We start from the raw sequence: 21,920 nt of genomic DNA on the forward strand, positions 1-21,920 counted from the left end.
TGACCTCGAATTCATTGGATGCGGGACCAGGAGTAATCACGCACGTAGATGCTCAACGGGTTGTTCCGCAGTTGCTCATCGGTGGTGTTGGGCGTGACCTCGGCGATGTAGGTAGTCACGAGCGCGCGCCAGGTGACGGGCTGACCTTTCAGCGTGCCTTGGCGGTCGCGCGTGGTTTCCACCCACTCGACTTGCCAGGTGTCGGGCGTTTGCGGGATGACGGTCTTGATCTCGACGCTGACCATTTCCTTCTCGGCGCGCTTGAACGGGCTGGAATCGGGCGTGCCGTTCAACCACTCGTTCATCTTTGGCGTCGCCGGATCGTTGGGGGCGAGCATCGAGTACGCCTTGAACACGCACTTGCGCTGCAAGGCCACGTCAGGCGACACCATGCGCGCGCAGCTCATCCAGTCCGCAACGGCGGCGTGGATGACACGCGGATCGGCCTTCCCTGCGGCCTGCACCGGGCCGGCGGCCACCGTCTGGCCCAGCTTGTCCACCTCGACCACGTAGGGGATGAACTTCGACTGGCTGCCGATGTGGATCACGCCACCCACGCCGGCCAGCGCGATCAACAGCGACAGGATGCCTATCACCTGCCAGGTTTGGCGCTGCGAGACGACGCCGCCCACGTGATCGTTCCAGGTGCGGCGCGCGGCCAGGTAGGGGTTCTCGGCCTCGCCCGCACGGCGGCCGCCGGCGAGCGGTTCCTTCGAGCGGCGCGGATCGCGCGGCTCGGCGGAGTTGGCGGGCTTCTTGAAGATCAAGCCCTTGAGGGTGTCGGCGATGCTCATGCGGCCTCCAGGTAGTCGTTGAGATTCAGCCCACGGCCGGCCAGCCACTCATGCACCCATTCGTGGCCGAACTTGGCTTCGAGGCTCTTGATGGTGGCGACCGATTCCTTGTCGGACGCACCGACGAAGGCCAGGGCCATCGGCCCCAGGGCAAGGTCATAGAGACGGCGGCCGTTCTCCGAGACGTAGTAGTACTGACGCTTCGGAATGGCAGTCGCCAGGATTTCGATCTGACGCGCGTTGAGGCCCATACGGCGATAGAGCGCCGATGTGTCCTCATCCCTGGCGTAGACGTTAGGCAGGAAAATCTTGGTCGCGGTCGATTCCACGATCACGTCCAAGATGCCCGAGTTGGCCGCGTCGGAGAGGCTTTGCGTCGCCATCAGCACAAGGCAGTTGGCCTTGCGCAGCACCTTGAGCCATTCCCTGATCTTGGCGCGGAACGCGGGGTGGCCCAGCATCAACCAGGCTTCGTCCAGGATGATGACGGAGGGCTGGCCTTTCAGTGCGCGCTCGATGCGGCGGAACAGGTAGAGCAGCACCGGCAGCGCGAACTTCTCGCCCAGGTTCATCAGCTCTTCGATCTCGAACACCGTGAAGTCGGACAGCGACAGGCCGTCCTCTTCGGCGTCGAGCAGGTGGCCCATCGAGCCGTCCACCGTGTACTGCTTGATGGCCTCGCGGATCGCCTCGTCCTGAATCGTCACCGAGAACTCGGAGAGCGTGCGCGCGCCGCTGGCGTGCATGCTCATGATCGCGTTGCCGATCTCGTTGCGCTGCGCCGGCGTGGTGTTGACGCCGTTCAACGCCAGGATGGTGTCGATCCACTCCATCGCCCAGGCCCTATCCCCCTTCGTTTCGAGGAACTGGAGCGGGCAGAACGCCAGGCGGTCATCGTCGGCGGCCACCGTGAAATGCAGGCCGCTCTTGCCCTTCGTGGCCGCGCGGATGCCGGCCGCGAGTGGGTACATCGACATGCCCTTGTCGAAGGCGTAGATCGACATGCCGGCGTAGCGACGGAGCTGCGCGGCGATGATGCCCAGGTGCGTCGATTTGCCTGCGCCGGTCGGGCCGAACATGAAGGTGTGGCCCAGGTCGCGCACGTGCAGGTTCAGGCGGAACGGCGTAGCGCCCACCGTCACGCAGTGCATGAGCGCCGGCGACAGCGGCGGGTACATCGGGCACGGAGCCGTGGCGCTGCCCGTCCAGATCGAGCTTGTCGGCAGCAGGTCGGCCAGGTTCATCGTGTTGATGAGCGGCCGGCGCACGTTCTCGACGCCGTGGCCGGGCAAGCTGCCCAGGTACGCATCGAGCGTGTTGATCGTCTCGATACGGGCCGCGAAGGCCAGGCGGTTGACGGCCTTCTCGACCAGGAGCGCGGAGGCCGCCAGGCGCTCCCGATCCTCGTCCATCAGCACGACTACGCTGGTGTAGTAGCCGGCCGCCACCAAGCCGCTGTTGACCTCGGCGATGGCCGCCTCGGCGTCGCCGACCATCGCGGCCGCGTCCTGGTTGATCGAGCCGGTATTCGTGTTGAACACCTGATCGAAGAAGCCGCGAATCTTCTGCTTCCACTTCTTGCGGAACTTGTCCAGGTGCTTCAAGGACTCGTGCTGATCCATGAAGATGAAGCGGCTCGACCAGCGGTATTCGCTGGGCAGCTCGGCCAGGGCCGAGAGCACCCCAGGCGTTGACTCCAAGGGGAAGCCTTCGATGGCGACCACCTGGATGAACTTGCGCCCGATCTTGGGCACGACGCCGCCCCACAGCTCTTGCCCGCCGATTACCGCATCGAGGTACATCGGATTGCTGGGCAGCATGACCGGGTGATGGAGGCCCGTCACGCAGAACTGCAACCAGCTCAGGAAGTCATCGTGCGTGACTTCCCTGCCCTCTTCCGACACGACTTTTTGGCCGCGCAGGCGCGTCATCTTGACCGCCGAGGACAGGCGCGATTCCAGGCTGGTGATCTCGCGCTTGAACTGCGCAATCAGGCCCGTAGTGCGCGCCGTATGGTCGGGAGCCACCGCATCGTCATCGAACATGAGTTCGACAAACTTGCGCTGGGCCAGCACTGGCGGGAACCACGTGACGGTCAGGACAAAGTAGCCCTCGAACATCGCGCCCAGGCCCTCGAACAAGCGCCGGCGTTCCTCGTCAATGGCGAAGGAAACGGAGTCGGGGAACGATGACACGCCCCGCTCCGAGTAGTTCGGCGCAGGCCGACGCACAGCATCGACATGCACCATCCAGCCGTTCCCCAGGCCCGCCAGGGCCTGGTTGATGCGGAACGACACCATTTCCCGCTGTTCCTCGGTGCTGCTGGCGTTGTCATCACCCTTGTACAGCCAGGCGGCCATAAAGGAGCCGTTCTTGCCCACGATCACGCCGTCATCGACCACGGCGGCGTAATTGAGCAGATCGGCCAGGCCGGCATCCTTGGCGCGATGCTTCTTGAGCTTCAGCTCGGCATCGACAGCCCGGATGCGGGCAAAGAGGATGAGCAACAGAACCGCACCGAGCACAGCAATGGCAATTGCGATTGCTTCGATCATTTGTATTGCTTCCCTTGACTCGGCGTGTTGTCACGGAAGGGCGTGCTGCGAGCCGGGTAGTACGGCTTGTACCGGCGGTGCCGCAGGTACACGTGTCGCAGCTTCGGATCGGCCTTCGCCATGAGGCGCAGCGCGAAGAGCGCGCCGAACCACAAGGCGATGCCGAACACCGTTGCCCTCACTTCTTGGGCGCTGAAAATCAGCGCGCCGGCCAGCAGGCCCGAGAACATCACCAGCTCACGATCCCCGCCCATGAACAGGTTTTCTCGGTTGCCGGCCCTACGGATGGGGATCGCGCGCAGAGCCATGACTTACCCCGCGATGTGGCCGCGCTCGGCCCAGCGCATGACGGCTTCGCCGGGGAAGCCGGCCACGTCCAGCGCGGCGACCTTGACCTGGTGCAGCGCGCCATCGGTCAGGGCGGCGATTTCCGCGCCACGGCCGAAGAACGTGCTCATCATGTTCTGCGCGCCGACCAGCAGGGCCATGACCAGGACGATGAAGATCAACGTGCGGAAGAAGCCGTTGAGTTCGCCGCCGAAGATCAGGATGCCGCCGGCGACCACGATGCCGATGATCGACAGCGCGAAGGCCACCGGGCCGGTGACGGAGTTGCGGAGGTTGGTCAGCCAGCTCTCATACGGCAGAGAGCCGCCGGTGCCCTCGGAGGCGAATGCGTGCTGGGGGGCCAGCAGGAAGAACGCCAGGAGGGCGAAGAGGCCCATGTAGAACAGGGCGTTGCGGTTGAGGCGGAATGCCGGGAAGGTTGCTTGCATTGGTCGTAACTCCTAGTCAGAGGGTTTTGGTGATGTACTGGCCGTTGGCGAACCCGGAAACCTCCAAGATTTCCTGGATGCGCCGCGAGCCTTCGACGCGGGCGATATGAACAACCACGTGAACCGCCTCGCCGATAAGCGGTTCAATGGGTTTCGGGGAATCGGGGTGCATGCTGATGAGCATGGCGAGCCGATCCAATCCAGCTTTGGCGTTGTTTGCGTGCAGGGTTGCAGCACCTCCTTCGTGCCCGGTGTTCCAGGCCATCAACAGATCAAGGGCTTCGGGGCCGCGCACCTCGCCGACCAGGATTCGGTCGGGGCGCATGCGGAGGGTGGTTTTCAGCAGCGCCGTCATGTTCACGTCGATGCTGGTGTGGTACTGGACGTAGTTCTCGGCGGCGCACTGGATTTCGCCGGTGTCCTCGATGATGAAAACCCGCTCGGTCGGGTCTTGAATCACCATCTCGTTGATGATCGCGTTCACCAGCGTGGTCTTGCCCGAGCCGGTGCCGCCGATCACAAGGATGTTCCGGTGCGCGCGCACCACTGCAATCAATGCCTCGCGCTGCGGCGCGGTCATGATTCCGCGTTCGACGTACTGATCGAGCGTGAAGATGGCGACGGCCTTCTTCCGAATGGCGAAGGTGGGTGCGGGCACAACCGGCGGGAGCTGGCCGGCGAAGCGACTGCCATCAAGGGGCAGCTCGCCTTCCAGGATCGGCTTGGAGCGCGTGACTTCCTTGCCGTGGTAGCCCGCGATGGTTTCGATGATGGCTTGCGCCTGCGCGACGCGCAGCGTGCCGATGCACTTCATCGGCTCGCCCAGGCGTTCGAGCCAGAGCTTGCCGTCCGCGTTGAGCATGATTTCAACGGTCTTGGGATCGTTGAGGGCGGCCAGCAGCTCCGGCCCCATGTCGCGTTCGAGCTTCTTCTTCGCCCGTTCCTTGATGCTGTTGTGTTCTGGTTTCTGGTCGGTCATTCCGTATGCCCTGTATGCCGTTGCGTTTCGCGCATTCTACACAGGTTCATACGATATACCGAACTAATTTCGACCGCAACACCGAAGCGCACAAGGGTGACTTCGGCCGCGACGTTGCATCGCGGATTGCAGGGGCGAAAGAGGCGACAACGCGGCGCATGCTCCGTGCGCCCTCGCGCCGAACCCGTGGCGTTTGCGTTATGGGTTGTCCGGGGGTTGAGCCACCCCGGCGGGCTTTAGCGGCTAAAACTTGGCTGGCTCTTGTGGCTCAGTTCCGCGCCGCTTCCCTTCCCTTCTCACATCCTGGCGTCAACTCCCTCTAAGTTTCTTCCTTGTCGCTTCGCCCCACTTCTTGACGATGAACGCCTGGTGTTCTGGCAGCACGGCCGCCACGCGCTCGAAGCCTGGCGGCAGGCTTCGGGGTGCCTTGCCGCCGGCCAGGGTGTCAAGGGCTTCTTTGTCCAGGTCGGTCGATTCAAGCAGGAGCGGCAGGGGAGTTTCAAGGGCCTGCGCAATGTCCTCCATCACCTTTAGGGAGGGGTTGGCTTTGCCAGTAGTGAGATCGGACAGGAAGGAGATCGAAACCCCCGACCTGTTCGATAGCTCCTTTTTCGTCATGTGCCGCTCATCGAGCAGCCGGAGCACGTTCGTGAAGAAGATGTAGTTGTACAAGGCCCGTATGCCTTCTCGGTGCGGGCGGCAGAAAATTTTAGCCGCTAAAGTTCTTGACCACGGACGCAGGTTTAGCTAAACTGACGACTCCATTAGCGAAAGGAGCATGACGAATGAGCCACAACCTGTTCCAGTTTATCGGTAATCTTACCCGCGATACCGACGTTCGCCATAGCGAAAACAGCGCCCGCGCCGTTTTCGACCTGGCTGTCAATCGCGTGTGGCGCAACGCAGCCGGTGCGAAGCAGGAGCAGACGGACTTCTTCCGCATCAAGTCGTTCGGCGGCCTGGCCGAGAACGCGGGCAAGTACCTGGGCAAAGGCTCCAAGGTGTTCGTCCAGGGCCGCATCGAGCCGACGAAGTACGAGAAGGACGGCAAGACCGAATACGGGTTCGATTTCATCGCCGAGGAAATCGAATACCTGGACACCAAAGCGCCAGGCGGCGGCCAGTAAGGCCAGGCCCGGCCACGGCCGGGCAGTATGCTAGGAGGGAGATTAGATGCAGAACGAGTTCAACGAGCAGGAATACAGGCGCAAGCTCATCGAGGGCGGGCTTAGCGAAGCCGACGCCACCGACCTTGCCGCCCGTACCGCCGCCGCTCGCAGGGACTCGGGCAGCGCCGGCGGGGCCTTCCGCCCCGCCGGTTCCCTCTTCGAGCTGCCGGCCACGGCCGGCGACAACGAGGCGGCTTTGCCGCCGAAGCTACCGACGCCGGCAAGTGCCGCCGTCGAGCGATCCGAGCGCATGGCGCAGGAATCGGCCGAGCTTGCGCGCACGATGGGCCTGCCGCCCGAACCGCGCACCGCCGTGAACAAGATGGCCGAGCAGATCGGCGCGCTGGCCCAGGACAAACGGAGTAGTGCGATGGCGACCAAGAAGCGAACGGCCGGCGGTGAGCTGGCCGAGAAGGTCAGCGAGGCCAAGCAGACGGCCTTGCTCAAGCACACGAAGCAGCAGATCAAGGACATGCAGCTCTCGCTGTTCGACCTGGCTCCCTGGCCGGATCACATGCGGGCACTGCCCAACGACTTCGGGCGGTCGGCGATCTTCACCGTCCGCAACAAGAAGGTGCCGCGCGCCGCGCTGCAAGGCCAGTCGATCTACCACGTCAACAAAGACGTGGAGATCACCTACACCGGGATCGAGCTGCGCGCCGACGACGACGAGCTGGTATTCGCCCAGGTGCTGGAGTACGCGAAGCGCACCGCGCTCGGAGAGCCGGTTTCCTTCACGTTCTACGAGCTTTGCCAGGACTTGGACTGGTCAATCAACGGTCGGTACTACACAAGGGCCGAGGAATGCCTGACGCGGCTCCAGGCGTCGGCCATGCAGTTCTCATCCCAACGCATCGGCCGGCTCGAATCGGTGTCGCTGATCCGGCGCTTCCGCGTCCTGGATCGCGGCAAGCGCACGTCGCGCTGCCAGGTCGAGATCGACGCCGAAATCGTGGTGCTGTTCGCCGGCGACCACTACACGAAATTCGTGTGGGAGAAGTACCGCAAGCTGTCGCCCACCGCGCGGCGCATGTTCGACTACTTCGCCACCCACAAGGAGCCGTACCCGCTCAAGCTGGAGACGTTCCGGCTGATGTGCGGCTCGGATTCCACCCGGCCGAAGAAGTGGCGCGAGCAGGTAGGCGAAGCGTGCGACGAGCTGCGCGAAAACGGCCTGGTCGAAAGTGCGTGGGTGAACGACGACCTGGTGCATTGCAAGCGGTGATCGCCCCCCTGCCCTCCCCTGGAGCCGCCCGAGATCGAGGCGGCTTTTTTTCTCGAGCATCGCCACTTCCGGCGAGGCAGTACCGCGCACCAGCTCGCGCACGTCGAGCTGCAGCATCGTCACTTCCGGCGAGGCTGGCCACGTCCTGGCCACGGTCGACCATCGCCACATCCAACGATGACGGCCGCCGCTGGATCTCGCATCGGCGTTGGTGCATGGATACTGCGCAGGCGTTCTGTTAGGCTCGCGGCCCTGATAAAAAGACCGCCTCCCGCCACATGCCCAACAAATTCAACGCCGATCACCGCCATCATATTCCGAAGATGCGGCACTTCGTGCGTAACTGGCCCGAATATGAATCGGGACTTCGCAACCGTGGCAGCCTGACGTTCTGGGTTACCCCGCAGGCGATGCAACTCTGGCCAGCCCAAGCGCGCAGCACACCAGGCGGGCAGTCCATCTATTCGAATCAGGCCATCCAAACCAGCCTGATGCTGCGCCTGGTATTTGGCCAAGCCCTGCGACAAACCGAGGGTTTGATGAGGTCGATTTTCCAGCTTCTCGAGATTGATCTGAAGGCCCCCGACCACACTACCTTGAGTCGCCGAAGCATGACCCTCAAGGCTTTGCCACGCCAGTGCGCGCTGCCCGCCGGGCCGCTGCATTTGTTGATCGACAGCACCGGGCTGAAGCTGTTTGGCGCAGGCGAATGGCTGCAGAAAAAGCACGGACAAAAGTCGCGGCGTAGCTGGAGAAAGCTGCACTTGGCAGTGGACGCCAGCACGGGGCACATCGAGGCGTCGGTCTTGACTGGCCAGGATGTCGATGACCCATCTCAGGTTGGTCCACTGCTTGATCAGATCGAGCACGAAGTCGCCTCTGTTACCGCCGACGGCGCCTATGACGGCGAGCCAACCTACGAGCGGATTGCCCAACGCGATACGCAAATCGACGTCATTATTCCACCGCGCGTTACCGCCCAGCCCAGCGCGCAATTCGAGGCAGCGCCGACCACACGCGACAACCACCTGTTGATGATTCAAAGCTTGGGACGGCTGGAGTGGCAAGAGGCCTATGGCTACGGCAAACGTGCGCTGGTGGAAACCACGATGGGTCGCTTCAAGGCCATCATCGGGCCAAAGTTGCGTGCCCGTGATCCACGTGGCCAGCAGGCCGAGGCAAATGCTGCGGTGGCGGTGCTCAACCGCATGCTGAGCGCTGGACGCCCGAACTCCGTCCGCACTTCAGCAGCTGCCGTCTAAGCCCCTGCGGGGTTGGGGTAACCCCGGTCCCAGCGGTATCCATGCACCAACGCCGCATCGAACTGAACCGGCTGCGTTGCATGAGCTTTGCCGGCTGGGTGCCTTGGCTACTGGACAGCCTTGATGATCAGATTCCAGATGCATTGGAGACCTATGCGTTCCAGCTCTCGGTGTTGCTGCCGACACACCGCCGTAAGACGCGATCCATCACGAGCTGGCGTGCCTGGCTGCCCAGCCAGCCGATACACCGCGCCTGTCCGCTATGCCTGAACGATCCGGAGAACCAAGCCGTACTGCTCGCGTGGAAGCTGCCCCTGATGCTGAGCTGCCCGCTGCATGGCTGCCGGCTGGAATCCTATTGGGGCGTGCCAGGGCGGTTTCTAGGCTGGGAGAACGCCGACGCCGAACCGCGCACCGCCAGCGACGCGATTGCGGCGATGGACCAGCGTACCTGGCAGGCACTGACGACCGGTCACCTGGAGCTGCCGCGCCGACGCATCCATGCCGGATTGTGGTTTCGGCTGCTACGCACGCTGCTCGATGAGCTGAACACACCGCTTTCGGCGTGCGGAACCTACGCGGGGTATCTCCGCCAAGTCTGGGAAGGCTGCGGGCATCCGCTGCGTGCTGGGCAAAGTCTGTGGCGACCGTATGAAACCCTGAATCCGGCAGTACGGTTGCAGATGCTGGAGGCGGCGGCAACGGCAATCAGCTTGATTGAGGTGAGGTACATAAGCCCGCCAGGCGAGCAGGCAAAGCTGTTCTGGTCCGAGCCCCAAACAGGGTTCACCAGTGGCCTGCCGACGAAAGCGCCGAAGCCCGAACCCATCAATCACTGGCAGCGTGCAGTCCAGGCCATCGACGAGGCCATCATTGAAGCGCGGCACAACCCCGAGACGGCACGCTCGCTGTTCGCGTTGGCTTCCTATGGTCGGCGCGACCCCGCTTCCTGGAACAGTTGCGCGCCACCTTCGCGAAGGAAGGCATCGCCACGGAATTTCTGTCACATTATGAGCCTGACGGATCCTTTGCATGTCTTAGACAGAATGACGGGTTAAGTGACAAATTTTGACGACCTTAACTTTCCGGCGCACACTGTCACATAATCGAACGTATATGTGACAGGTACGACATGCTGATAGGCTACATGCGGGTATCGAAGGCGGACGGCTCCCAGGCTACCGATTTGCAGCGCGACGCGCTGATTGCCGCCGGGGTCGATCCAGTACATCTTTACGAGGACCAGGCATCCGGCATGCGCGAGGATCGGCCCGGCTTGACGAGCTGCCTGAAGGCGTTGCGAACTGGCGACACACTGGTCGTGTGGAAACTGGATCGGCTCGGACGCGACCTGCGACATCTCATCAACACCGTGCACGACCTGACTGGGCGCGGCATCGGCTTGAAGGTATTAACCGGGCACGGCGCGGCCATCGACACCACGACCGCCGCCGGCAAGCTGGTCTTTGGCATCTTCGCCGCCCTGGCCGAGTTCGAGCGCGAGTTGATCGCGGAGCGCACGATTGCCGGCCTAGCCTCGGCCCGCGCGCGCGGGCGGAAAGGCGGCCGGCCGTTCAAGATGACCGCCGCCAAGCTGCGGCTGGCGATGGCGGCAATGGGTCAGCCAGAGACCAAGGTCGGCGACCTGTGCCAGGAACTTGGCGTCACGCGGCAGACCCTGTATCGGCATGTTTCACCCAAGGGTGAGCTACGTCCAGATGGCGAGAAGCTACTCAGCCGAATTTGATGCCGGCATGAGGCAACGTAGCGACAGCGTGGTTTGTCTCAATGGGAAGCGCTCATGATCGATCTTTGAAGGCCCGCAGCAGTCGTGTCACAGACAGGACGAACAAACCGGTCAGCGTGAGGGCTGCGATACCCCAGTACTCTCCGATGAACGCGCCGGCCGTCGTGCCGGCCAGCACAATGGCGAGAATCGGCAAATGGCAGGGACAGGTGAGCACGGCCAGCGCGCCCCACAGGTAGCCGGTGATCGGTTTGTGCGTCTCGGACGGCAAGCGCTCGGGGCTGTTCATGGCAGACTCTCCGCGTGCTGTGCCGGCTCGGTCGGCATGGTGGCCAACTGCACCTCCAGATCGGCCAACGCTTCGCGCCGACGCTCGACGAACTGGCGCAGAACGGCAAGCTGCGCGGCCGCTTCATCGCCGTCCGCAGCATCCAGCGCCCGGCACAGCCGCGCCAGCGCGTCCAGGCCGATGCCCGCCTCGAAGGCCGCCCGCACGAAGCACAGCCGTTGCAAGGCGGCATCATCGAACAGGCCATAGCCGCCCGGGGTGCACGCCACCGGACGCAGCAATCCGCGCAGCAGGTAGTCGCGCACGATATGCACGCTCACCCCGGCATCAAGGGCCAGCCGGGACACGGTGTAGGCGCTCATTGAAAACCTCCTTTTTTTATCCAGCGCAGCAGGAAAGCTGCTTCACGTCCTTGTTGAAGGTCTGCGCCGCAAGCTTCAACCCCTCGACCATTGTCAGGTAGGGGAACAACTGGTCGGCCAGTTCCTGCACCGTCATGCGGTTGCGGATGGCGAGCACCGCCGTCTGGATCAGTTCGCCCGCTTCCGGGGCCACCGCCTGCACGCCGATGAGCCGTCCGCTACCTTCCTCGATGACCAGCTTGATGAAGCCGCGTGTGTCGAAGTTGGCAAGCGCTCGCGGAACGTTGTCGAGTGTCAGCGTGCGACTGTCGGTCTCGATGCCATCGTGGTGCGCTTCCGCCTCGCTGTAGCCCACGGTGGCGACTTGCGGGTCGGTGAACACCACTGCCGGCATCGCGGTCAGATTGAGGGCTGCGTCGCCGCCGGTCATGTTGATCGCGGCACGGGTGCCGGCGGCCGCTGCCACGTAGACGAACTGCGGCTGGTCGGTGCAGTCGCCGGCCGCGTAGATGTTCGGGTTGCTCGTGCGCATGCCTTGGTCGATAACGATGGCCCCTTGCGCATTGACAGTGACCCCCGCCGCGTCCAGCGCGAGGCTGCGCGTATTCGGTGCCCGACCGGTGGCAACCAGCAACTTGTCAGCGCGCAATTCACCGTGTCCGGTGGTCAGCACGAATTCGCCGTTCACATGGGCGACCTGGCTGGCTTGCGTGTGCTCCAGCACCTCGATGCCCTCGGCGCGGAAAGCGGCTGTCACGGCCTCGCCGATGGCCGGGTCTTCCCGGAAGAACAAGGTGCTGCGTGCCAGGATCGTGACCTGGCTGCCGAGCCGGGCAAAGGCTTGCGCCAGTTCCAACGCCACCACCGACGAACCGATCACGGCCAGGCGTGCGGGAATGGTGTCGCTGACAAGCGCTTCGGTGGAAGTCCAGTAGGGTGACTCTTTCAGGCCCGGAATCGGCGGCACGGCCGGACTGGCACCGGTGGCGACCAGGCAGCGGTCGAACGTTACCTCGCGCTCGCCACCCTCGTTCAAACGGACGACCAGGCTCTGGTCGTCCTTGAAACGCGCTTCACCGTGCAAAACGGTGATGGCTGGATTGCCGTCCAGGATGCCTTCGTATTTGGCGTGCCGCAGTTCATCGACACGGGCCTGCTGCTGGGCCAGCAGTTTGCTGCGGTCAATCGCAGGCACAGTTGCCGCAATACCGCCGTCGAACGGACTTTCCCGGCGCAGATGGGCAATATGGGCAGCGCGGATCATGATCTTGGACGGCACACAGCCGATATTGACGCAGGTGCCGCCGATGGTGCCGCGTTCGATCAGCGTGACCGTCGCGCCTTGCTCGACGGCCTTCAGCGCCGCCGCCATCGCGGCCCCGCCGCTGCCAATGATGGCGATATGCAAACCGGCGCCCTCAAGTGCATCACGGATTTTTGGTTCATCTTTGAAATCACCAACCCGGATCGAGCCTTGATAACCCAATGCGGCGATGGCGGCCAGCAGTTGGTTGTGGCTCACGGCGGTGTCTGCCATGACTTGCGCGCGGCTTTCTGGATAGGACACCACAGCGGCATTCACGCCGGGAATCTTTTCCAAAGCATCTTTGACATGGGTGGCGCAGGATGTGCAGGTCATGCCATTCACGGTGATTTCGGTCATTTTTTTACTCCATTGAATTTCGGGGTGCAGCAGGCATCGGCTTGGCGTTTTCGTTGGATGGCGTAGATGGTCAAGCCGATGAAAATCGCCAGCGCAGGCAGCAGCACATAGTCCAGATAGCCGGTCAGCGCGGACAAGCCGACCACACCGAGCAAAATGACCAGAACAGGGGTGAAGCAACACAGCGCCACGAGGGTTGTGCCAATGATGCTGACCCGCAGCAGTGTCTTCGGGTCTTTCATGATCAGTTCTTGACTGATGATGGGTAGCCCGCATCCTCGGTAGCCTTGGTCAGTTTCTGCACGCTGGTCTTGGCATCATCGAAGGTGACCACCGCTTCGCGCGTCTCGAAGGTCACGTCAACTTTACTGACGCCATCGACCTTGGAAATCGCCTTCTTGACAGTGATCGGACAGGCCGAGCAGGTCATGCCCGGTACGGACAGCGTAACGGTCTGGGTGGCGGCCCACACGGGGGCAACAACGGCAGCGAGGGCAAGGGCGGAAAGCAGCTTTTTCATGGTGAACTCCTGTGATCAATAGAAAATGGCACGACGTAGGGAAATCCGAGCGCGACCAAAACCAGCACGGCCACGCCCCAGAAAATGAGCTTGTAAGTAGCTCGCACTTGGGGAATCGCGCAAACCTCACCCGGTTTGCAGGCGGCTGACGGCCGGTAGATGCGCCGCCAGGCGAAGAACAACGCCACCAGCGCCACGCCGATAAAGATGGGGCGATAGGGTTCCAACACCGTCAAGTTGCCGATCCAAGCGCCGCTGAACCCCAAGGCGATCAGAACCAGCGGCCCGAGGCAGCAAGCCGAGGCGAGGATGGCGGCCAGCCCGCCAGTGAAGAGCGCGCCGCGCCCGTTTTGAGGTTCAGACATACGTTTGTCCTTTCGAATCTGAATTGGATAGCTTAAGCTTACTTCCGTAGTTATGTACGGAGTCAAGCGATATGGAAAACAATTTGGAGAACCTGACCATTGGCGTTTTCGCCAGGACGGCCGGGGTCAATGTGGAGACCATCCGGTTCTATCAGCGCAAGGGCTTGCTCCCGGAACCGGACAAGCCTTACGGCAGCATTCGCCGCTATGGCGAGACGGATGTAACGCGGGTGCGCTTCGTGAAATCAGCCCAGCGGTTGGGCTTCAGCCTGGATGAGATCGCCGAGCTGCTGCGGCTGGAGGATGGCACCCATTGCGAGGAAGCCAGCAGCCTGGCCGAGCACAAGCTCAAGGACGTGCGCGAGAGGATGGCTGACCTGGCGCGCATGGAGGCCGTGCTGTCTGATTTGGTGTGCGCCTGCCATGCGCGGAAGGGGAACGTTTCCTGCCCGCTGATTGCGTCACTGCAAGGGAAGAAAGAACCGCGCAGTGCGGACGCGGTGTAGCCCGAGGGAACTACGCCTTAGCGTGCTTTATTTTCCGTTTTCTGAGGCGACTCCAACGTCAGAAAAGACCGTGCGGTCGACTTTTGATATTTCGTGCTGTCGCCTTCTGAAAGTGACAGCGGCCGTCCTTGCCCATCGACCAGACGCTGCTGACCTGGTTTTCCAGCAAGGGCAGGTGGGCGCTCAGCGCATCCGGCGATGCACTGGCCAGCGCCGTGCGTTCGCGAGTTCGCCAGCGCTGATGCCAGAGCTTCTTGTCCTCGCGCTCGCTGCGGCACGTCGTGTGCCCAACGATGGGTGTCTTGCGGCGGCTGCGACTCATAACGTGTCTGTCTCCCAGAACATTCAGGACTGATCCCAGGCGTCGATGGTCAAGACCAGATCGGCAGGACAGGCGGCCACACGGTCGGCATGCACTTCGACCTTTCCCATCCAGCCGGGCGGCTGGGCGTATTCCTCGCTTTCGTCGATACCGAAAATCCAGACGCCATCCTTGGACGGCTGGATGCCGCCGCCCTCAATCAGCGGCAGCACGTCGGCAGCGCGAGCGGTGTAGCGGTTTGGGTAGCCGCCTCCGGCGAGCTTGGCAACCGTGCCCGCTTCCGTCAGGCGCTCAATCCAGCGGATGCCGTCCGCGCCTGTCTCCCACTGCGCCAGGATGGCCGCACGGCGGGCCTCCTGGTCGGCGCGGTCGCGTTCCTCAGGGCTTTGCGTCGATATGACGATCCACCAGCCGATCATTCGGCACCGTCCAATCCGCCGTAGTACAGGCTGTCCGGGTACAGCGCCGTCAACCGCGACAGCGTGTCCTGTATCTCTTCCAGCTTGGTCATCATGTAGGAAACCTGCTCGTCCAGATCACCGGCCAGCTCGAACAGGTCGGCAACCTGGCTGCGCGATCCCTCGTTGATGACGGCCATCGCCAGTTGGTGCAACTTCAGCAGGTCGGTGCGAAGCTGCGGCGGGGCGGCGTCTTCGCCATCGTTGAGATCGTCGCGCAGCTCGTCCATGGCATCGACCGCACGCAACAGCGAATGCGTCTCGAAATTCTCCGGAGACAGCTTGTCCCATTCTTCGTCGGTAATGCGCGCGGCCATCGTGACGTTCCTGGTCAGGCGGTGGCGAGCGTCAGGTGCCCGACCGGCTCGGATGCCGGGCGCACCTTGATTTCGATGTCGTAACCGAGGCGATTCAGGCAGTCCATCAGCTTGCGCTCGGACAGGTTGGTGAAATCGCCGTGCATCATGCCCGACACCTTCGGTTGCGGGATGCCCATGCGCTTGGCCGCGGCTTGTTGTGTCAAGCCAAGCGCACGCATCGCTTTCCTGATCTCGACTACCAGGCCGGTTTTGATTTTCAGTTTCTCGGCATCGGGCAGTCCAAGGTCGGCAAAGACGTTGCCCGAGCTGCGTTGAACCTCGACGCCTTCAATGATTCGTTTTTGCATTTCGTAGCTCCTGTGCCAATGCTTCGGCCACCTTCAGCCGAGCGCGGATGATGTCCATGTCCACCTTTGGCGTGGCGATCCCGCTCTTGCTCTTCTTCTGGAAGCAGTGCAGGACGAACACCGCTTCCGCAAACTTCACCGTGTAGACCGCCCGATACGTGCCACCGGCATCGTCTTCGATGACTTCCAGCACACCGGCACCGCCAAAGCCCTTGAGCACCTTGGCCGCGTCGTCCTGGTCGCCCATCTGCGCCAGCGACAGCGCGTAACCGAAACGCCGACGCACGTCCGGCGGCAACGCCATCAGATCCTTGTAGCTGCTCGCGATCCATTCGAGCGGTTTTTCTTTGTCGGTCATGATGGCATCTTATACCTGTTCAGGTAATTTCACAAGTACGGCAGGTTCAAGGGGCATGTCGTGAAACACTTGTTTTACGACACCTCCGCAAAAGTCATGTGCACCAACCCATGGATGGCCTCAAAATTGTGCGGAAAACTCTGTCGCCACGCGCTACCATACGGAAACCTATTTCTGATGGTTATCCGCCTATGTTGATTGGCTACATGCGCGTGTCGTCTGACACCGACCGACAGAGCACGAACTTGCAGCGCGATGCACTGCTCGCCGCCGGCATCGATCCGCGTCACCTGTTCGAGGATCACGCCTCAGGCGCGAAGGATGACCGCGCCGGCCTGGCGCAGGCGCTGGAATTCGTCCGGCCCAGTGACGTGCTGGTCGTGTGGAAGCTCGACCGGCTCGGCCGCTCGCTGTCGCATCTGCTTGGCATCGTGACCTCACTCAAGGATAAGCGGGTGGCGTTCCGCTCGCTGACGGAGAACCTGGACACCACGACGCCATCGGGCGAGTTCCTATTTCAGGTGTTCGGCGCACTCGCGCAATATGAGCGCGCCTTGATCCAGGAGCGCGTCGTCGCGGGGCTGACCGCCGCGCGCAAACGCGGTCGGATCGGCGGCCGACCACCTGCCATCGTTGGCGAGAAACTGGACGCCATCATTGCCGCGCTCGATGGCGGCATGTCCAAGGCGGCGGTGTGCCGTAACTTCAATGTCAAGCGCACCACCTTGATCGAAACGCTGGCGCGGGTCGGCTGGCCCGCACCATCGCAACCAGGAGCGTAGGGGCATGGCGGACGGCAACGCGGAAGATCAGTGGCTGTTGGCACCGGCCGAACGCGAGCTGGTGATGACCAAGAACCGAGCGACCCGGCTGGGCTTTGCCATCCTGCTGACCTTCTTCCGCGAGCGCGGCCGTTTCCCGCGCGACGAAACCGAAGTCGAGGCACAGGGCATAGCCGCGCTCGCCAAACAATTAGACGCACCCGCGCCCATTGACGGCGAAGCCTTCCTCACGGGCCGCACTGCCGAGCGGTTGCGCGGCGAAATCCGTGCGCGTTTCGGCTTCCGCGAAGCGACGGTGGCCGACGCTGAGCTGCTGACGGAGTGGCTGCGCGATCATGTTGCCGGAGAAGTCGGCGGTGACATCGAGCCGATGATCGAACGGCTGGAAGGACGTTGCCGCGAACTCGCCATTGAACCTCCGACACCAGACCGGATGGAGCGCATCGCGCGTAGCGCGTTGCGTGCCCACGAAGACCGCTTTCATAACGGAGTCCATGAGCGGCTGCCGCCCGCAACCCGCGAACGCCTGGATGCCTTGCTGCGCCCCGAAAAATCGGGCCACGGGGAGAGCGCCGTTGAAGATGCTCAAGGCGAAGCCGCAGGCAGCGCGCCGGCCGTTCTGCTGAAACTGCGCGGCAGTCCCGGCCGCCCAAGTCTTGCCAGCATGCAGGACGAGTTGGCGAAGCTGGAACTGATCCGGGGCATCGACCTTCCCGCCGATCTATTCGACCAAGCTTCGCCGCGCGATCTGGAGCGCTGTCGCCAGCGTGTGTCGGTCGAGGTTCCCCGCGATCTGCGCCGGCATCCCGATGCCGCGCGCCTCACTTGGCTGGCCGCTTTCGTCTACCTGCGCGCCCGCAGCCTGACCGATGACCTGGTGGACTTGTTGATCGAAACCATCCACCAGATCGGCGCGCGTGCCGAGCGCAAGGTCGAGCGCGAACTGCTGGAAGATCTCAAGCGCGTGTCCGGCAAGCAGAACCTGCTGTTCAACCTGGCCGACGCTACGTTGGCCCAGCCGGATGGCGTGGTGCGCGACGTGGTGTTTCCGGTGGTCGGCGAGCAGACGCTGCGCGATCTGGTCAAGGAGTGGAAGGCCACCGGCCCGACCTATCGCATCACGCTGCGCACGGTGATCCGCAATTCGTACCAGGGGCACTACCGGCGCATGGTGCCGACCTTGCTGGCCGCGCTGGAATTCCGTTCCAACAACGACCGCCACCGCCCGGTGATGGATGCACTCGACTTGGTGAAGCGCTTTGCCGACACCAAGGTGCACGTTTTCCCGGCTGACGTGGATGTGCCGCTCGATGGCGTGGTACGCGGCCTATGGCGCGAAGCCGTGATGGAGAAGGACGCCGCCGGCCGGGATCGCGTCAACCGCGTCACCTATGAAATCGCGGTGCTGGAAGCGCTGCGCGAGCGGCTGCGCTGCAAGGAAATCTGGGTGGTCGGCGCAAACCGCTACCGCAACCCCGACGACGATCTGCCGACCAACTTCGAGCAAAACCGCGAGGACTACTACCGGGCGCTGAGTCTGCCGCTCGATGCGGAGCGTTTCATCGCCGACTTGCAAGCCGAGATGCGCGAGGCGCTGTCCACCTTCGACGCCGGCTTGAAGAAGAACCCATTCGTCCGGCTGAGCAGCAAGGGCGGTGGCTGGATCACGCTGACGCCACTTGATGCGCAACCCGATCCGCCCAATCTGACTGCGCTCAAGGCCGAACTCAACGCCATCTGGCCGATGACCAGCCTGCTCGATATGGTCAAGGAAACCGATCTACGGCTGAGCTTCACCGATGCCCTGAAAAGCCCGACCTCCTACGAGACGATGGATCGCTCGGTGTTGCAGCCGCGCCTGCTGCTGTGTCTGCACGGCCTGGGCACCAATGCCGGCTTGCAGCGCATGGCCGGACTGGATTCCGGCACCACGGCACGCGACTTGGCTTATGTGCGCCGCCGTTACATCAGCGTGGACGCGATGCGTCGCGCGATTGCCATCGTCGCAGACGGCACACTGCATGCCCGCAACCCAGTGATCTGGGGTAGCGGCACCACCGCCTGCGCGTCGGACTCCAAACACTTCGGCGCATGGGATCAGAACCTCACCACGCAATGGCACGTCCGCTACGGCGGGCGCGGTATCATGATCTACTGGCACGTCGAGCGCAGCTCGCTGTGCATCCATTCGCAGCTCAAGTCGCCGTCGTCGTCGGAAGTGGCGTCAATGATCGAGGGCGTGATCCACCATTGCACCGAGATGGAGGTGGATCGGCAGTATGTCGATTCGCACGGCCAGAGCACGGTCGCGTTCGCCTTCTGCCGACTGCTCGGCTTCCAGTTGCTGCCCCGGTTGAAGGCGATCCACTCACAGAAGCTGTACCGGCCGGAAACCGGCAAGGCCGATGCCTACGCCAACCTGCAACAGATTCTGACCAAGCCCATCGACTGGGACTCGGTGCGGCAACAGTACGACCAGATGGTCAAGTACGCCACCGCGCTACGCCTAGGGACGGCGGAAACCGAAGCCATTCTACGACGCTTCACCAAGAAGAACGTACAGCATCCGACCTACAAGGCGTTCGCTGAGTTGGGTAAAGCGATCAAGACCATTTTCCTGTGCCGCTACCTGCACGACGAGGCGCTGCGCCGGGAAATCAACGAGGGGCTGAACGTGGTCGAGCAGTGGAACGGCGCGACAGACTTCGTATTCTTCGCCCGCCGTGGCGAGATGGCGAGCAACCGCCGCGAGGATCACGAAGTCAGCATGCTCGCGCTGCACCTGATCCAGAACTGCATGGTCTATATCAACACGCTGATGATCCAGAAGGTCTTGGCCCTGCCGCACTGGCAAGGCAGGTTCACGCCGCGCGACTACGCCGCCCTGACGCCGCTGATATGGGAACACGTCAACCCATATGGGCGGTTCGACCTGGACATGAATACCCGGCTTGATCTGCCGTGATCGAGATGGCGGTTGATGACACGACTGCTTGTTCTACCCCAGGTAAGGACTGACGTCTCGTGTCATCAGCGTGAATTTAAACAGCTCCTCGTTTACGTCGACGACCCGGTCGTAGTAGGCCGAGGGTTTCATTCAGCCCTCGTCAGTGAATTCGGTGAATGCCTTGGCGACACTCGATTGGTTTGGGATGGTGATCATGCGCATCCAGCGACCCAGGATTCGCATCTGGTTCACCGCGTTGAAACTTTGGCTGCCGCCGGAAACTTGCATAACCGCCAGAGTTTTCCCTTGGGTCGGACGGACGGCCCCGATCGACAGGGGAATCCAATCAATCTGCGTTTTCATGATGCCCGTCATGGCTCCGTGTCGTTCTGGCGAACACCAGATCATCCCTTCGGCCCACGCTGCAAGCTTGCGCAGATCCTGGACCTTGGGGTGCGTTTCGGGCTCGCTGTCGGCCAGCGGGAGTCCAGCAGGATCGAAGATCTTGACTTCGCCTCCCATGGCCTGAAGAAGACGTGCCGCTTCGAGGATCAGAAGCCGGCTGTACGAACGCTCACGCAAGGATCCGTAGAGCAGCAGGAAAGGTGGCAGGGGTCGAGACGGGACGCGACCGCCAGTCGTCGCTCGGTACCCAGCTCTGCCGGCCGTCCGAAAGTTCCTTGAGATGAAAGGACAATGCACTGCGCGAAACGCCCAAACCTAGCGCCATCGTGCCCGGAGTCAAGCCTAAACGGCCGGCGACCACCAGCGCGAGCCCCCTCCCCCATTCCGCATCCAGAAGCCCAGAAGCCTTCGGCGGGCAGGACAGCATCGACCCGCGTGACACCCGGCGGTACCTGTGCCGCTTCATCGATGGCGCGTAGTCCCGCAGCGCACCATCCTCGGACCGAAGCTCAGGGCAGGGGTGCTGCCCTCAGGGGGAACCCTGGTTCCTCATGCGGTGGGGAATCAGCGTCCCAGCAGGGCTGAGGCGACGATGCTGACGCCGGTGGCGAGAAGCAACACACAGACGGTCCTGAGCACCGTCTCGCGTCGCCAGCGGGGGGGATAGCGTCGCAGCAGCCAAGATGTCCCCAGCACCGCAGGGGCGGCGAGCAGGATCATCTTCACCGCAACCAGGCTGAACTGTCCCGTTGCCAGGACGACGACAATCCGCATCGCGCTCATCGTGGTCAGCGCGGCGACCAAGGTGGCCCGCAGTGCTTCCATTGGCATGGGCTGTCGGTAGAAGTGGTACACAAGCGGGGGGCCGCCGGCCGAAAACAGGCCGCCCAGCAGTCCCGAGAGCAGGCCGAAGCCGCCGAACCAGATGCCGCTGGACCGTACTGGCAGCACGTTTCCCGGCCGCAACATGGTGATCGCGCACGCGAAGATGGTCACGCCAAGCGTCACGCCCAACACGGTCATGACGTTTGCGCTCAGCCACTTTAGCAACATCACACCCGCGAGAACCCCCGGCGCGGATCCAGCCACCGCCTCGAGATAGGCAGTACGGTCGACGTGTCTCAGCGAGGTGCGCAGCATTGCCGCCGCGCCCAGCACGGCCAGCGTGGTTGCCACGTTCGCCAGGTCCGTCACGGGCGCAAGCTGGAAGAGTCCGGCGAGCCCAAGCAGTACCAGCACGAACGCGAAGCCTGTCAGCCCCTGCGCCAGGGTCGCGACCACCACGAAAGCGATGAACAGTGCGACCTGGGCGCCGCTCATGCGCCCCTCTCGCCACGAAAGTGCAATCCCTGGCGACCGGAAATGATCTGGAGTGTCCTCAGCACCTGCATGCCTTGCGAAGCCAGCGGAATGATGTGCATTCGTTGTATGTTCATGCGTTCAAAGGTGTTCACCATTCGACAGCATTCGATCTCCGGACCTATCACATGCCGAACGCTCGCGGAAGGCATCTAGCCCTGGCTCAATGTTCAGTCGAACGGAGGCTCAAGTTAGCTCGGCGGCGACACCTTGGGCATTCGTCGCGTACGAACTCGCTGTGTATGCCCAACAGGAAGGCTGAACGGTTCGTGCAAACCAACCTGCGCGAGTGGGCGTACGTCCGCCCTTATGAGAGTTCAGCGAGCGCGGAGCCGCCCTGCAGCCTCTTACTGACGGCAACTGGCTTCGCCAACACTCCGTTGAGAATCGCAAGCCGCCCATCAGAGGAG

Annotated in this window: 25 protein-coding genes and 4 pseudogenes; 9 read left to right on the forward strand and 20 right to left on the reverse strand. The window is 62.8% G+C overall.

Annotated elements, in window-relative coordinates:
• Positions 1-11: 11 nt before the first annotated feature.
• From L3V85_RS00325 to L3V85_RS00350, 6 genes are all read right to left on the reverse strand, one after another.
• The gene (locus L3V85_RS00325) at positions 12-794 is read right to left on the reverse strand and encodes a conjugal transfer protein TrbF (RefSeq protein ID WP_006122481.1); all 783 of its coding nucleotides are present in this window, start codon (positions 792-794) and stop codon (positions 12-14) included.
• Positions 791-3,349, reverse strand: coding sequence for a VirB4 family type IV secretion/conjugal transfer ATPase (locus L3V85_RS00330; RefSeq protein WP_011114047.1), 2,559 nt, complete (start codon positions 3,347-3,349; stop codon positions 791-793). Before L3V85_RS00330 ends, L3V85_RS00325 begins: the two co-directional genes overlap by 4 nt.
• Positions 3,346-3,657 (reverse strand): conjugal transfer protein TrbD, encoded by a 312-nt coding sequence (locus L3V85_RS00335; RefSeq protein ID WP_001207961.1) that lies wholly within the window; start codon positions 3,655-3,657, stop codon positions 3,346-3,348. Before L3V85_RS00335 ends, L3V85_RS00330 begins: the two co-directional genes overlap by 4 nt.
• 3 nt (positions 3,658-3,660) lie before the next feature.
• Positions 3,661-4,125, reverse strand: a complete 465-nt coding sequence (trbC, locus tag L3V85_RS00340) for a conjugal transfer system pilin TrbC (RefSeq protein ID WP_011114046.1) — start codon at positions 4,123-4,125, stop codon at positions 3,661-3,663.
• A gap of 16 nt (positions 4,126-4,141) precedes the next feature.
• Positions 4,142-5,104: a P-type conjugative transfer ATPase TrbB gene (gene trbB / locus L3V85_RS00345; RefSeq protein ID WP_011137962.1), complete on the reverse strand. Its 963-nt coding sequence runs from the start codon at positions 5,102-5,104 to the stop codon at positions 4,142-4,144.
• Between the two features lie 309 nt (positions 5,105-5,413).
• On the reverse strand, positions 5,414-5,776 hold the full coding sequence (locus tag L3V85_RS00350; protein WP_011137961.1) for a transcriptional regulator: 363 nt from the start codon (positions 5,774-5,776) through the stop codon (positions 5,414-5,416).
• Between the two features lie 113 nt (positions 5,777-5,889).
• Between L3V85_RS00350 and L3V85_RS00355 the strand changes: the two genes are divergently transcribed.
• The 5 genes and pseudogenes from L3V85_RS00355 to L3V85_RS00375 all read left to right on the forward strand — a co-directional run bounded on the left by L3V85_RS00355 (position 5,890) and on the right by L3V85_RS00375 (position 10,507).
• Positions 5,890-6,231 (forward strand): single-stranded DNA-binding protein, encoded by a 342-nt coding sequence (locus tag L3V85_RS00355; protein ID WP_000019167.1) that lies wholly within the window; start codon positions 5,890-5,892, stop codon positions 6,229-6,231.
• A gap of 46 nt (positions 6,232-6,277) precedes the next feature.
• On the forward strand, positions 6,278-7,498 hold the full coding sequence (trfA, locus tag L3V85_RS00360) for a plasmid replication initiator TrfA (protein ID WP_011114072.1): 1,221 nt from the start codon (positions 6,278-6,280) through the stop codon (positions 7,496-7,498).
• 278 nt (positions 7,499-7,776) lie between these two features.
• Positions 7,777-8,760, forward strand: a complete 984-nt coding sequence (locus L3V85_RS00365; RefSeq protein WP_237676703.1) for an IS5 family transposase — start codon at positions 7,777-7,779, stop codon at positions 8,758-8,760.
• Positions 8,761-8,801: 41 nt separating this feature from the next.
• A pseudogene (locus L3V85_RS00370) lies at positions 8,802-9,832 on the forward strand (TniQ family protein); the annotation flags it as partial.
• Between the two features lie 60 nt (positions 9,833-9,892).
• Entirely contained in the window at positions 9,893-10,507 is a 615-nt protein-coding gene (locus L3V85_RS00375; RefSeq protein WP_000904941.1) for a recombinase family protein, read from the forward strand.
• A 52-nt stretch (positions 10,508-10,559) separates the two neighbouring features.
• Here L3V85_RS00375 and merE read toward each other — a convergent pair whose 3' ends face one another.
• Genes merE through merT form a run of 6 tightly spaced genes read right to left on the reverse strand, consistent with a single transcriptional unit; the run spans position 10,560 to position 13,706 of the window.
• Positions 10,560-10,796: a broad-spectrum mercury transporter MerE gene (gene merE / locus L3V85_RS00380; RefSeq protein ID WP_001087809.1), complete on the reverse strand. Its 237-nt coding sequence runs from the start codon at positions 10,794-10,796 to the stop codon at positions 10,560-10,562.
• Positions 10,793-11,158: a mercury resistance co-regulator MerD gene (merD, locus tag L3V85_RS00385; protein WP_003465059.1), complete on the reverse strand. Its 366-nt coding sequence runs from the start codon at positions 11,156-11,158 to the stop codon at positions 10,793-10,795. The genes merE and merD overlap by 4 nt, the downstream gene beginning before the upstream one ends.
• A 16-nt stretch (positions 11,159-11,174) precedes the next feature.
• Entirely contained in the window at positions 11,175-12,821 is a 1,647-nt protein-coding gene (merA, locus tag L3V85_RS00390; protein WP_000136268.1) for a mercury(II) reductase, read from the reverse strand.
• A complete protein-coding gene (gene merF, locus L3V85_RS00395) occupies positions 12,818-13,063 on the reverse strand; it encodes a mercury resistance system transport protein MerF (RefSeq protein WP_000654684.1) in 246 nt (81 codons plus the stop codon). Before merF ends, merA begins: the two co-directional genes overlap by 4 nt.
• Before the next feature lie 2 nt (positions 13,064-13,065).
• Positions 13,066-13,341, reverse strand: a complete 276-nt coding sequence (merP, locus tag L3V85_RS00400; protein WP_000735441.1) for a mercury resistance system periplasmic binding protein MerP — start codon at positions 13,339-13,341, stop codon at positions 13,066-13,068.
• Positions 13,338-13,706 (reverse strand): mercuric ion transporter MerT, encoded by a 369-nt coding sequence (merT, locus tag L3V85_RS00405; protein ID WP_237677488.1) that lies wholly within the window; start codon positions 13,704-13,706, stop codon positions 13,338-13,340. Before merT ends, merP begins: the two co-directional genes overlap by 4 nt.
• Positions 13,707-13,777: 71 nt before the next feature.
• Between merT and merR the strand changes: the two genes are divergently transcribed.
• The gene (gene merR / locus L3V85_RS00410; protein WP_000429838.1) at positions 13,778-14,212 is read left to right on the forward strand and encodes an Hg(II)-responsive transcriptional regulator; all 435 of its coding nucleotides are present in this window, start codon (positions 13,778-13,780) and stop codon (positions 14,210-14,212) included.
• A gap of 58 nt (positions 14,213-14,270) precedes the next feature.
• On the opposite strand, the gene L3V85_RS00415 is transcribed toward merR, so the two are convergent.
• Genes L3V85_RS00415 through L3V85_RS00435 form a run of 5 tightly spaced genes read right to left on the reverse strand, consistent with a single transcriptional unit; the run spans position 14,271 to position 16,017 of the window.
• Entirely contained in the window at positions 14,271-14,534 is a 264-nt protein-coding gene (locus tag L3V85_RS00415) for a hypothetical protein (protein ID WP_423838535.1), read from the reverse strand.
• A gap of 23 nt (positions 14,535-14,557) precedes the next feature.
• Complete coding sequence (locus L3V85_RS00420) at positions 14,558-14,953, reverse strand: hypothetical protein (RefSeq protein ID WP_196996155.1); 396 nt, start codon at positions 14,951-14,953, stop codon at positions 14,558-14,560.
• Complete coding sequence (locus L3V85_RS00425; RefSeq protein ID WP_196996156.1) at positions 14,950-15,309, reverse strand: transposase; 360 nt, start codon at positions 15,307-15,309, stop codon at positions 14,950-14,952. The genes L3V85_RS00420 and L3V85_RS00425 overlap by 4 nt, the downstream gene beginning before the upstream one ends.
• Positions 15,310-15,323: 14 nt before the next feature.
• Positions 15,324-15,659 (reverse strand): helix-turn-helix domain-containing protein, encoded by a 336-nt coding sequence (locus L3V85_RS00430; protein WP_196996157.1) that lies wholly within the window; start codon positions 15,657-15,659, stop codon positions 15,324-15,326.
• Positions 15,640-16,017: a type II toxin-antitoxin system RelE/ParE family toxin gene (locus tag L3V85_RS00435; protein ID WP_196996158.1), complete on the reverse strand. Its 378-nt coding sequence runs from the start codon at positions 16,015-16,017 to the stop codon at positions 15,640-15,642. Before L3V85_RS00435 ends, L3V85_RS00430 begins: the two co-directional genes overlap by 20 nt.
• Before the next feature lie 191 nt (positions 16,018-16,208).
• Here L3V85_RS00435 and L3V85_RS00440 point away from each other — a divergent pair, with 191 nt between their 5' ends.
• Together L3V85_RS00440 and L3V85_RS00445 are read left to right on the forward strand one after the other, a co-directional pair.
• Positions 16,209-16,799 (forward strand): recombinase family protein, encoded by a 591-nt coding sequence (locus L3V85_RS00440; protein ID WP_196996159.1) that lies wholly within the window; start codon positions 16,209-16,211, stop codon positions 16,797-16,799.
• A 4-nt stretch (positions 16,800-16,803) separates the two neighbouring features.
• Positions 16,804-19,764, forward strand: coding sequence for a Tn3 family transposase (locus L3V85_RS00445; protein ID WP_196996160.1), 2,961 nt, complete (start codon positions 16,804-16,806; stop codon positions 19,762-19,764).
• 39 nt (positions 19,765-19,803) lie between these two features.
• Here the strand turns inward: L3V85_RS00445 and arsH are convergent.
• From arsH to L3V85_RS00455, 3 genes and pseudogenes are all read right to left on the reverse strand, one after another.
• Positions 19,804-20,448 (reverse strand): annotated as a pseudogene (gene arsH / locus L3V85_RS00450) (arsenical resistance protein ArsH); the annotation flags it as partial.
• Positions 20,417-20,518 (reverse strand): annotated as a pseudogene (locus L3V85_RS37505) (ArsR/SmtB family transcription factor); the annotation flags it as partial. The pseudogenes L3V85_RS37505 and arsH, both read right to left, overlap by 32 nt.
• Before the next feature lie 197 nt (positions 20,519-20,715).
• On the reverse strand, positions 20,716-21,471 hold the full coding sequence (locus L3V85_RS00455) for a TSUP family transporter (protein WP_031942744.1): 756 nt from the start codon (positions 21,469-21,471) through the stop codon (positions 20,716-20,718).
• Positions 21,472-21,714: 243 nt separating this feature from the next.
• Here L3V85_RS00455 and L3V85_RS00460 point away from each other — a divergent pair.
• Positions 21,715-21,913 (forward strand): annotated as a pseudogene (locus L3V85_RS00460) (IS481 family transposase); the annotation flags it as partial.
• Positions 21,914-21,920 lie beyond the last annotated feature (7 nt).

The sequence above is a fragment of the Variovorax paradoxus genome (assembly GCF_022009635.1).
In the GTDB taxonomy this organism is placed as follows: domain Bacteria; phylum Pseudomonadota; class Gammaproteobacteria; order Burkholderiales; family Burkholderiaceae_C; genus Variovorax.

Coding starts and splice junctions, on each gene's coding strand:
- L3V85_RS00325 (WP_006122481.1), bottom strand. CDS start 794: ATGAGCATCGCCGACACCCTCAAGGGCTTGATCTTCAAGAAGCCCGCC.
- L3V85_RS00330 (WP_011114047.1), bottom strand. CDS start 3,349: ATGATCGAAGCAATCGCAATTGCCATTGCTGTGCTCGGTGCGGTTCTG.
- L3V85_RS00335 (WP_001207961.1), bottom strand. CDS start 3,657: ATGGCTCTGCGCGCGATCCCCATCCGTAGGGCCGGCAACCGAGAAAAC.
- trbC (WP_011114046.1), bottom strand. CDS start 4,125: ATGCAAGCAACCTTCCCGGCATTCCGCCTCAACCGCAACGCCCTGTTC.
- trbB (WP_011137962.1), bottom strand. CDS start 5,104: ATGACCGACCAGAAACCAGAACACAACAGCATCAAGGAACGGGCGAAG.
- L3V85_RS00355 (WP_000019167.1), top strand. CDS start 5,890: ATGAGCCACAACCTGTTCCAGTTTATCGGTAATCTTACCCGCGATACC.
- trfA (WP_011114072.1), top strand. CDS start 6,278: ATGCAGAACGAGTTCAACGAGCAGGAATACAGGCGCAAGCTCATCGAG.
- L3V85_RS00365 (WP_237676703.1), top strand. CDS start 7,777: ATGCCCAACAAATTCAACGCCGATCACCGCCATCATATTCCGAAGATG.
- L3V85_RS00375 (WP_000904941.1), top strand. CDS start 9,893: ATGCTGATAGGCTACATGCGGGTATCGAAGGCGGACGGCTCCCAGGCT.
- merE (WP_001087809.1), bottom strand. CDS start 10,796: ATGAACAGCCCCGAGCGCTTGCCGTCCGAGACGCACAAACCGATCACC.
- merD (WP_003465059.1), bottom strand. CDS start 11,158: ATGAGCGCCTACACCGTGTCCCGGCTGGCCCTTGATGCCGGGGTGAGC.
- merA (WP_000136268.1), bottom strand. CDS start 12,821: ATGACCGAAATCACCGTGAATGGCATGACCTGCACATCCTGCGCCACC.
- merF (WP_000654684.1), bottom strand. CDS start 13,063: ATGAAAGACCCGAAGACACTGCTGCGGGTCAGCATCATTGGCACAACC.
- merP (WP_000735441.1), bottom strand. CDS start 13,341: ATGAAAAAGCTGCTTTCCGCCCTTGCCCTCGCTGCCGTTGTTGCCCCC.
- merT (WP_237677488.1), bottom strand. CDS start 13,706: ATGTCTGAACCTCAAAACGGGCGCGGCGCGCTCTTCACTGGCGGGCTG.
- merR (WP_000429838.1), top strand. CDS start 13,778: ATGGAAAACAATTTGGAGAACCTGACCATTGGCGTTTTCGCCAGGACG.
- L3V85_RS00415 (WP_423838535.1), bottom strand. CDS start 14,534: ATGAGTCGCAGCCGCCGCAAGACACCCATCGTTGGGCACACGACGTGC.
- L3V85_RS00420 (WP_196996155.1), bottom strand. CDS start 14,953: ATGATCGGCTGGTGGATCGTCATATCGACGCAAAGCCCTGAGGAACGC.
- L3V85_RS00425 (WP_196996156.1), bottom strand. CDS start 15,309: ATGGCCGCGCGCATTACCGACGAAGAATGGGACAAGCTGTCTCCGGAG.
- L3V85_RS00430 (WP_196996157.1), bottom strand. CDS start 15,659: ATGCAAAAACGAATCATTGAAGGCGTCGAGGTTCAACGCAGCTCGGGC.
- L3V85_RS00435 (WP_196996158.1), bottom strand. CDS start 16,017: ATGACCGACAAAGAAAAACCGCTCGAATGGATCGCGAGCAGCTACAAG.
- L3V85_RS00440 (WP_196996159.1), top strand. CDS start 16,209: ATGTTGATTGGCTACATGCGCGTGTCGTCTGACACCGACCGACAGAGC.
- L3V85_RS00445 (WP_196996160.1), top strand. CDS start 16,804: ATGGCGGACGGCAACGCGGAAGATCAGTGGCTGTTGGCACCGGCCGAA.
- L3V85_RS00455 (WP_031942744.1), bottom strand. CDS start 21,471: ATGAGCGGCGCCCAGGTCGCACTGTTCATCGCTTTCGTGGTGGTCGCG.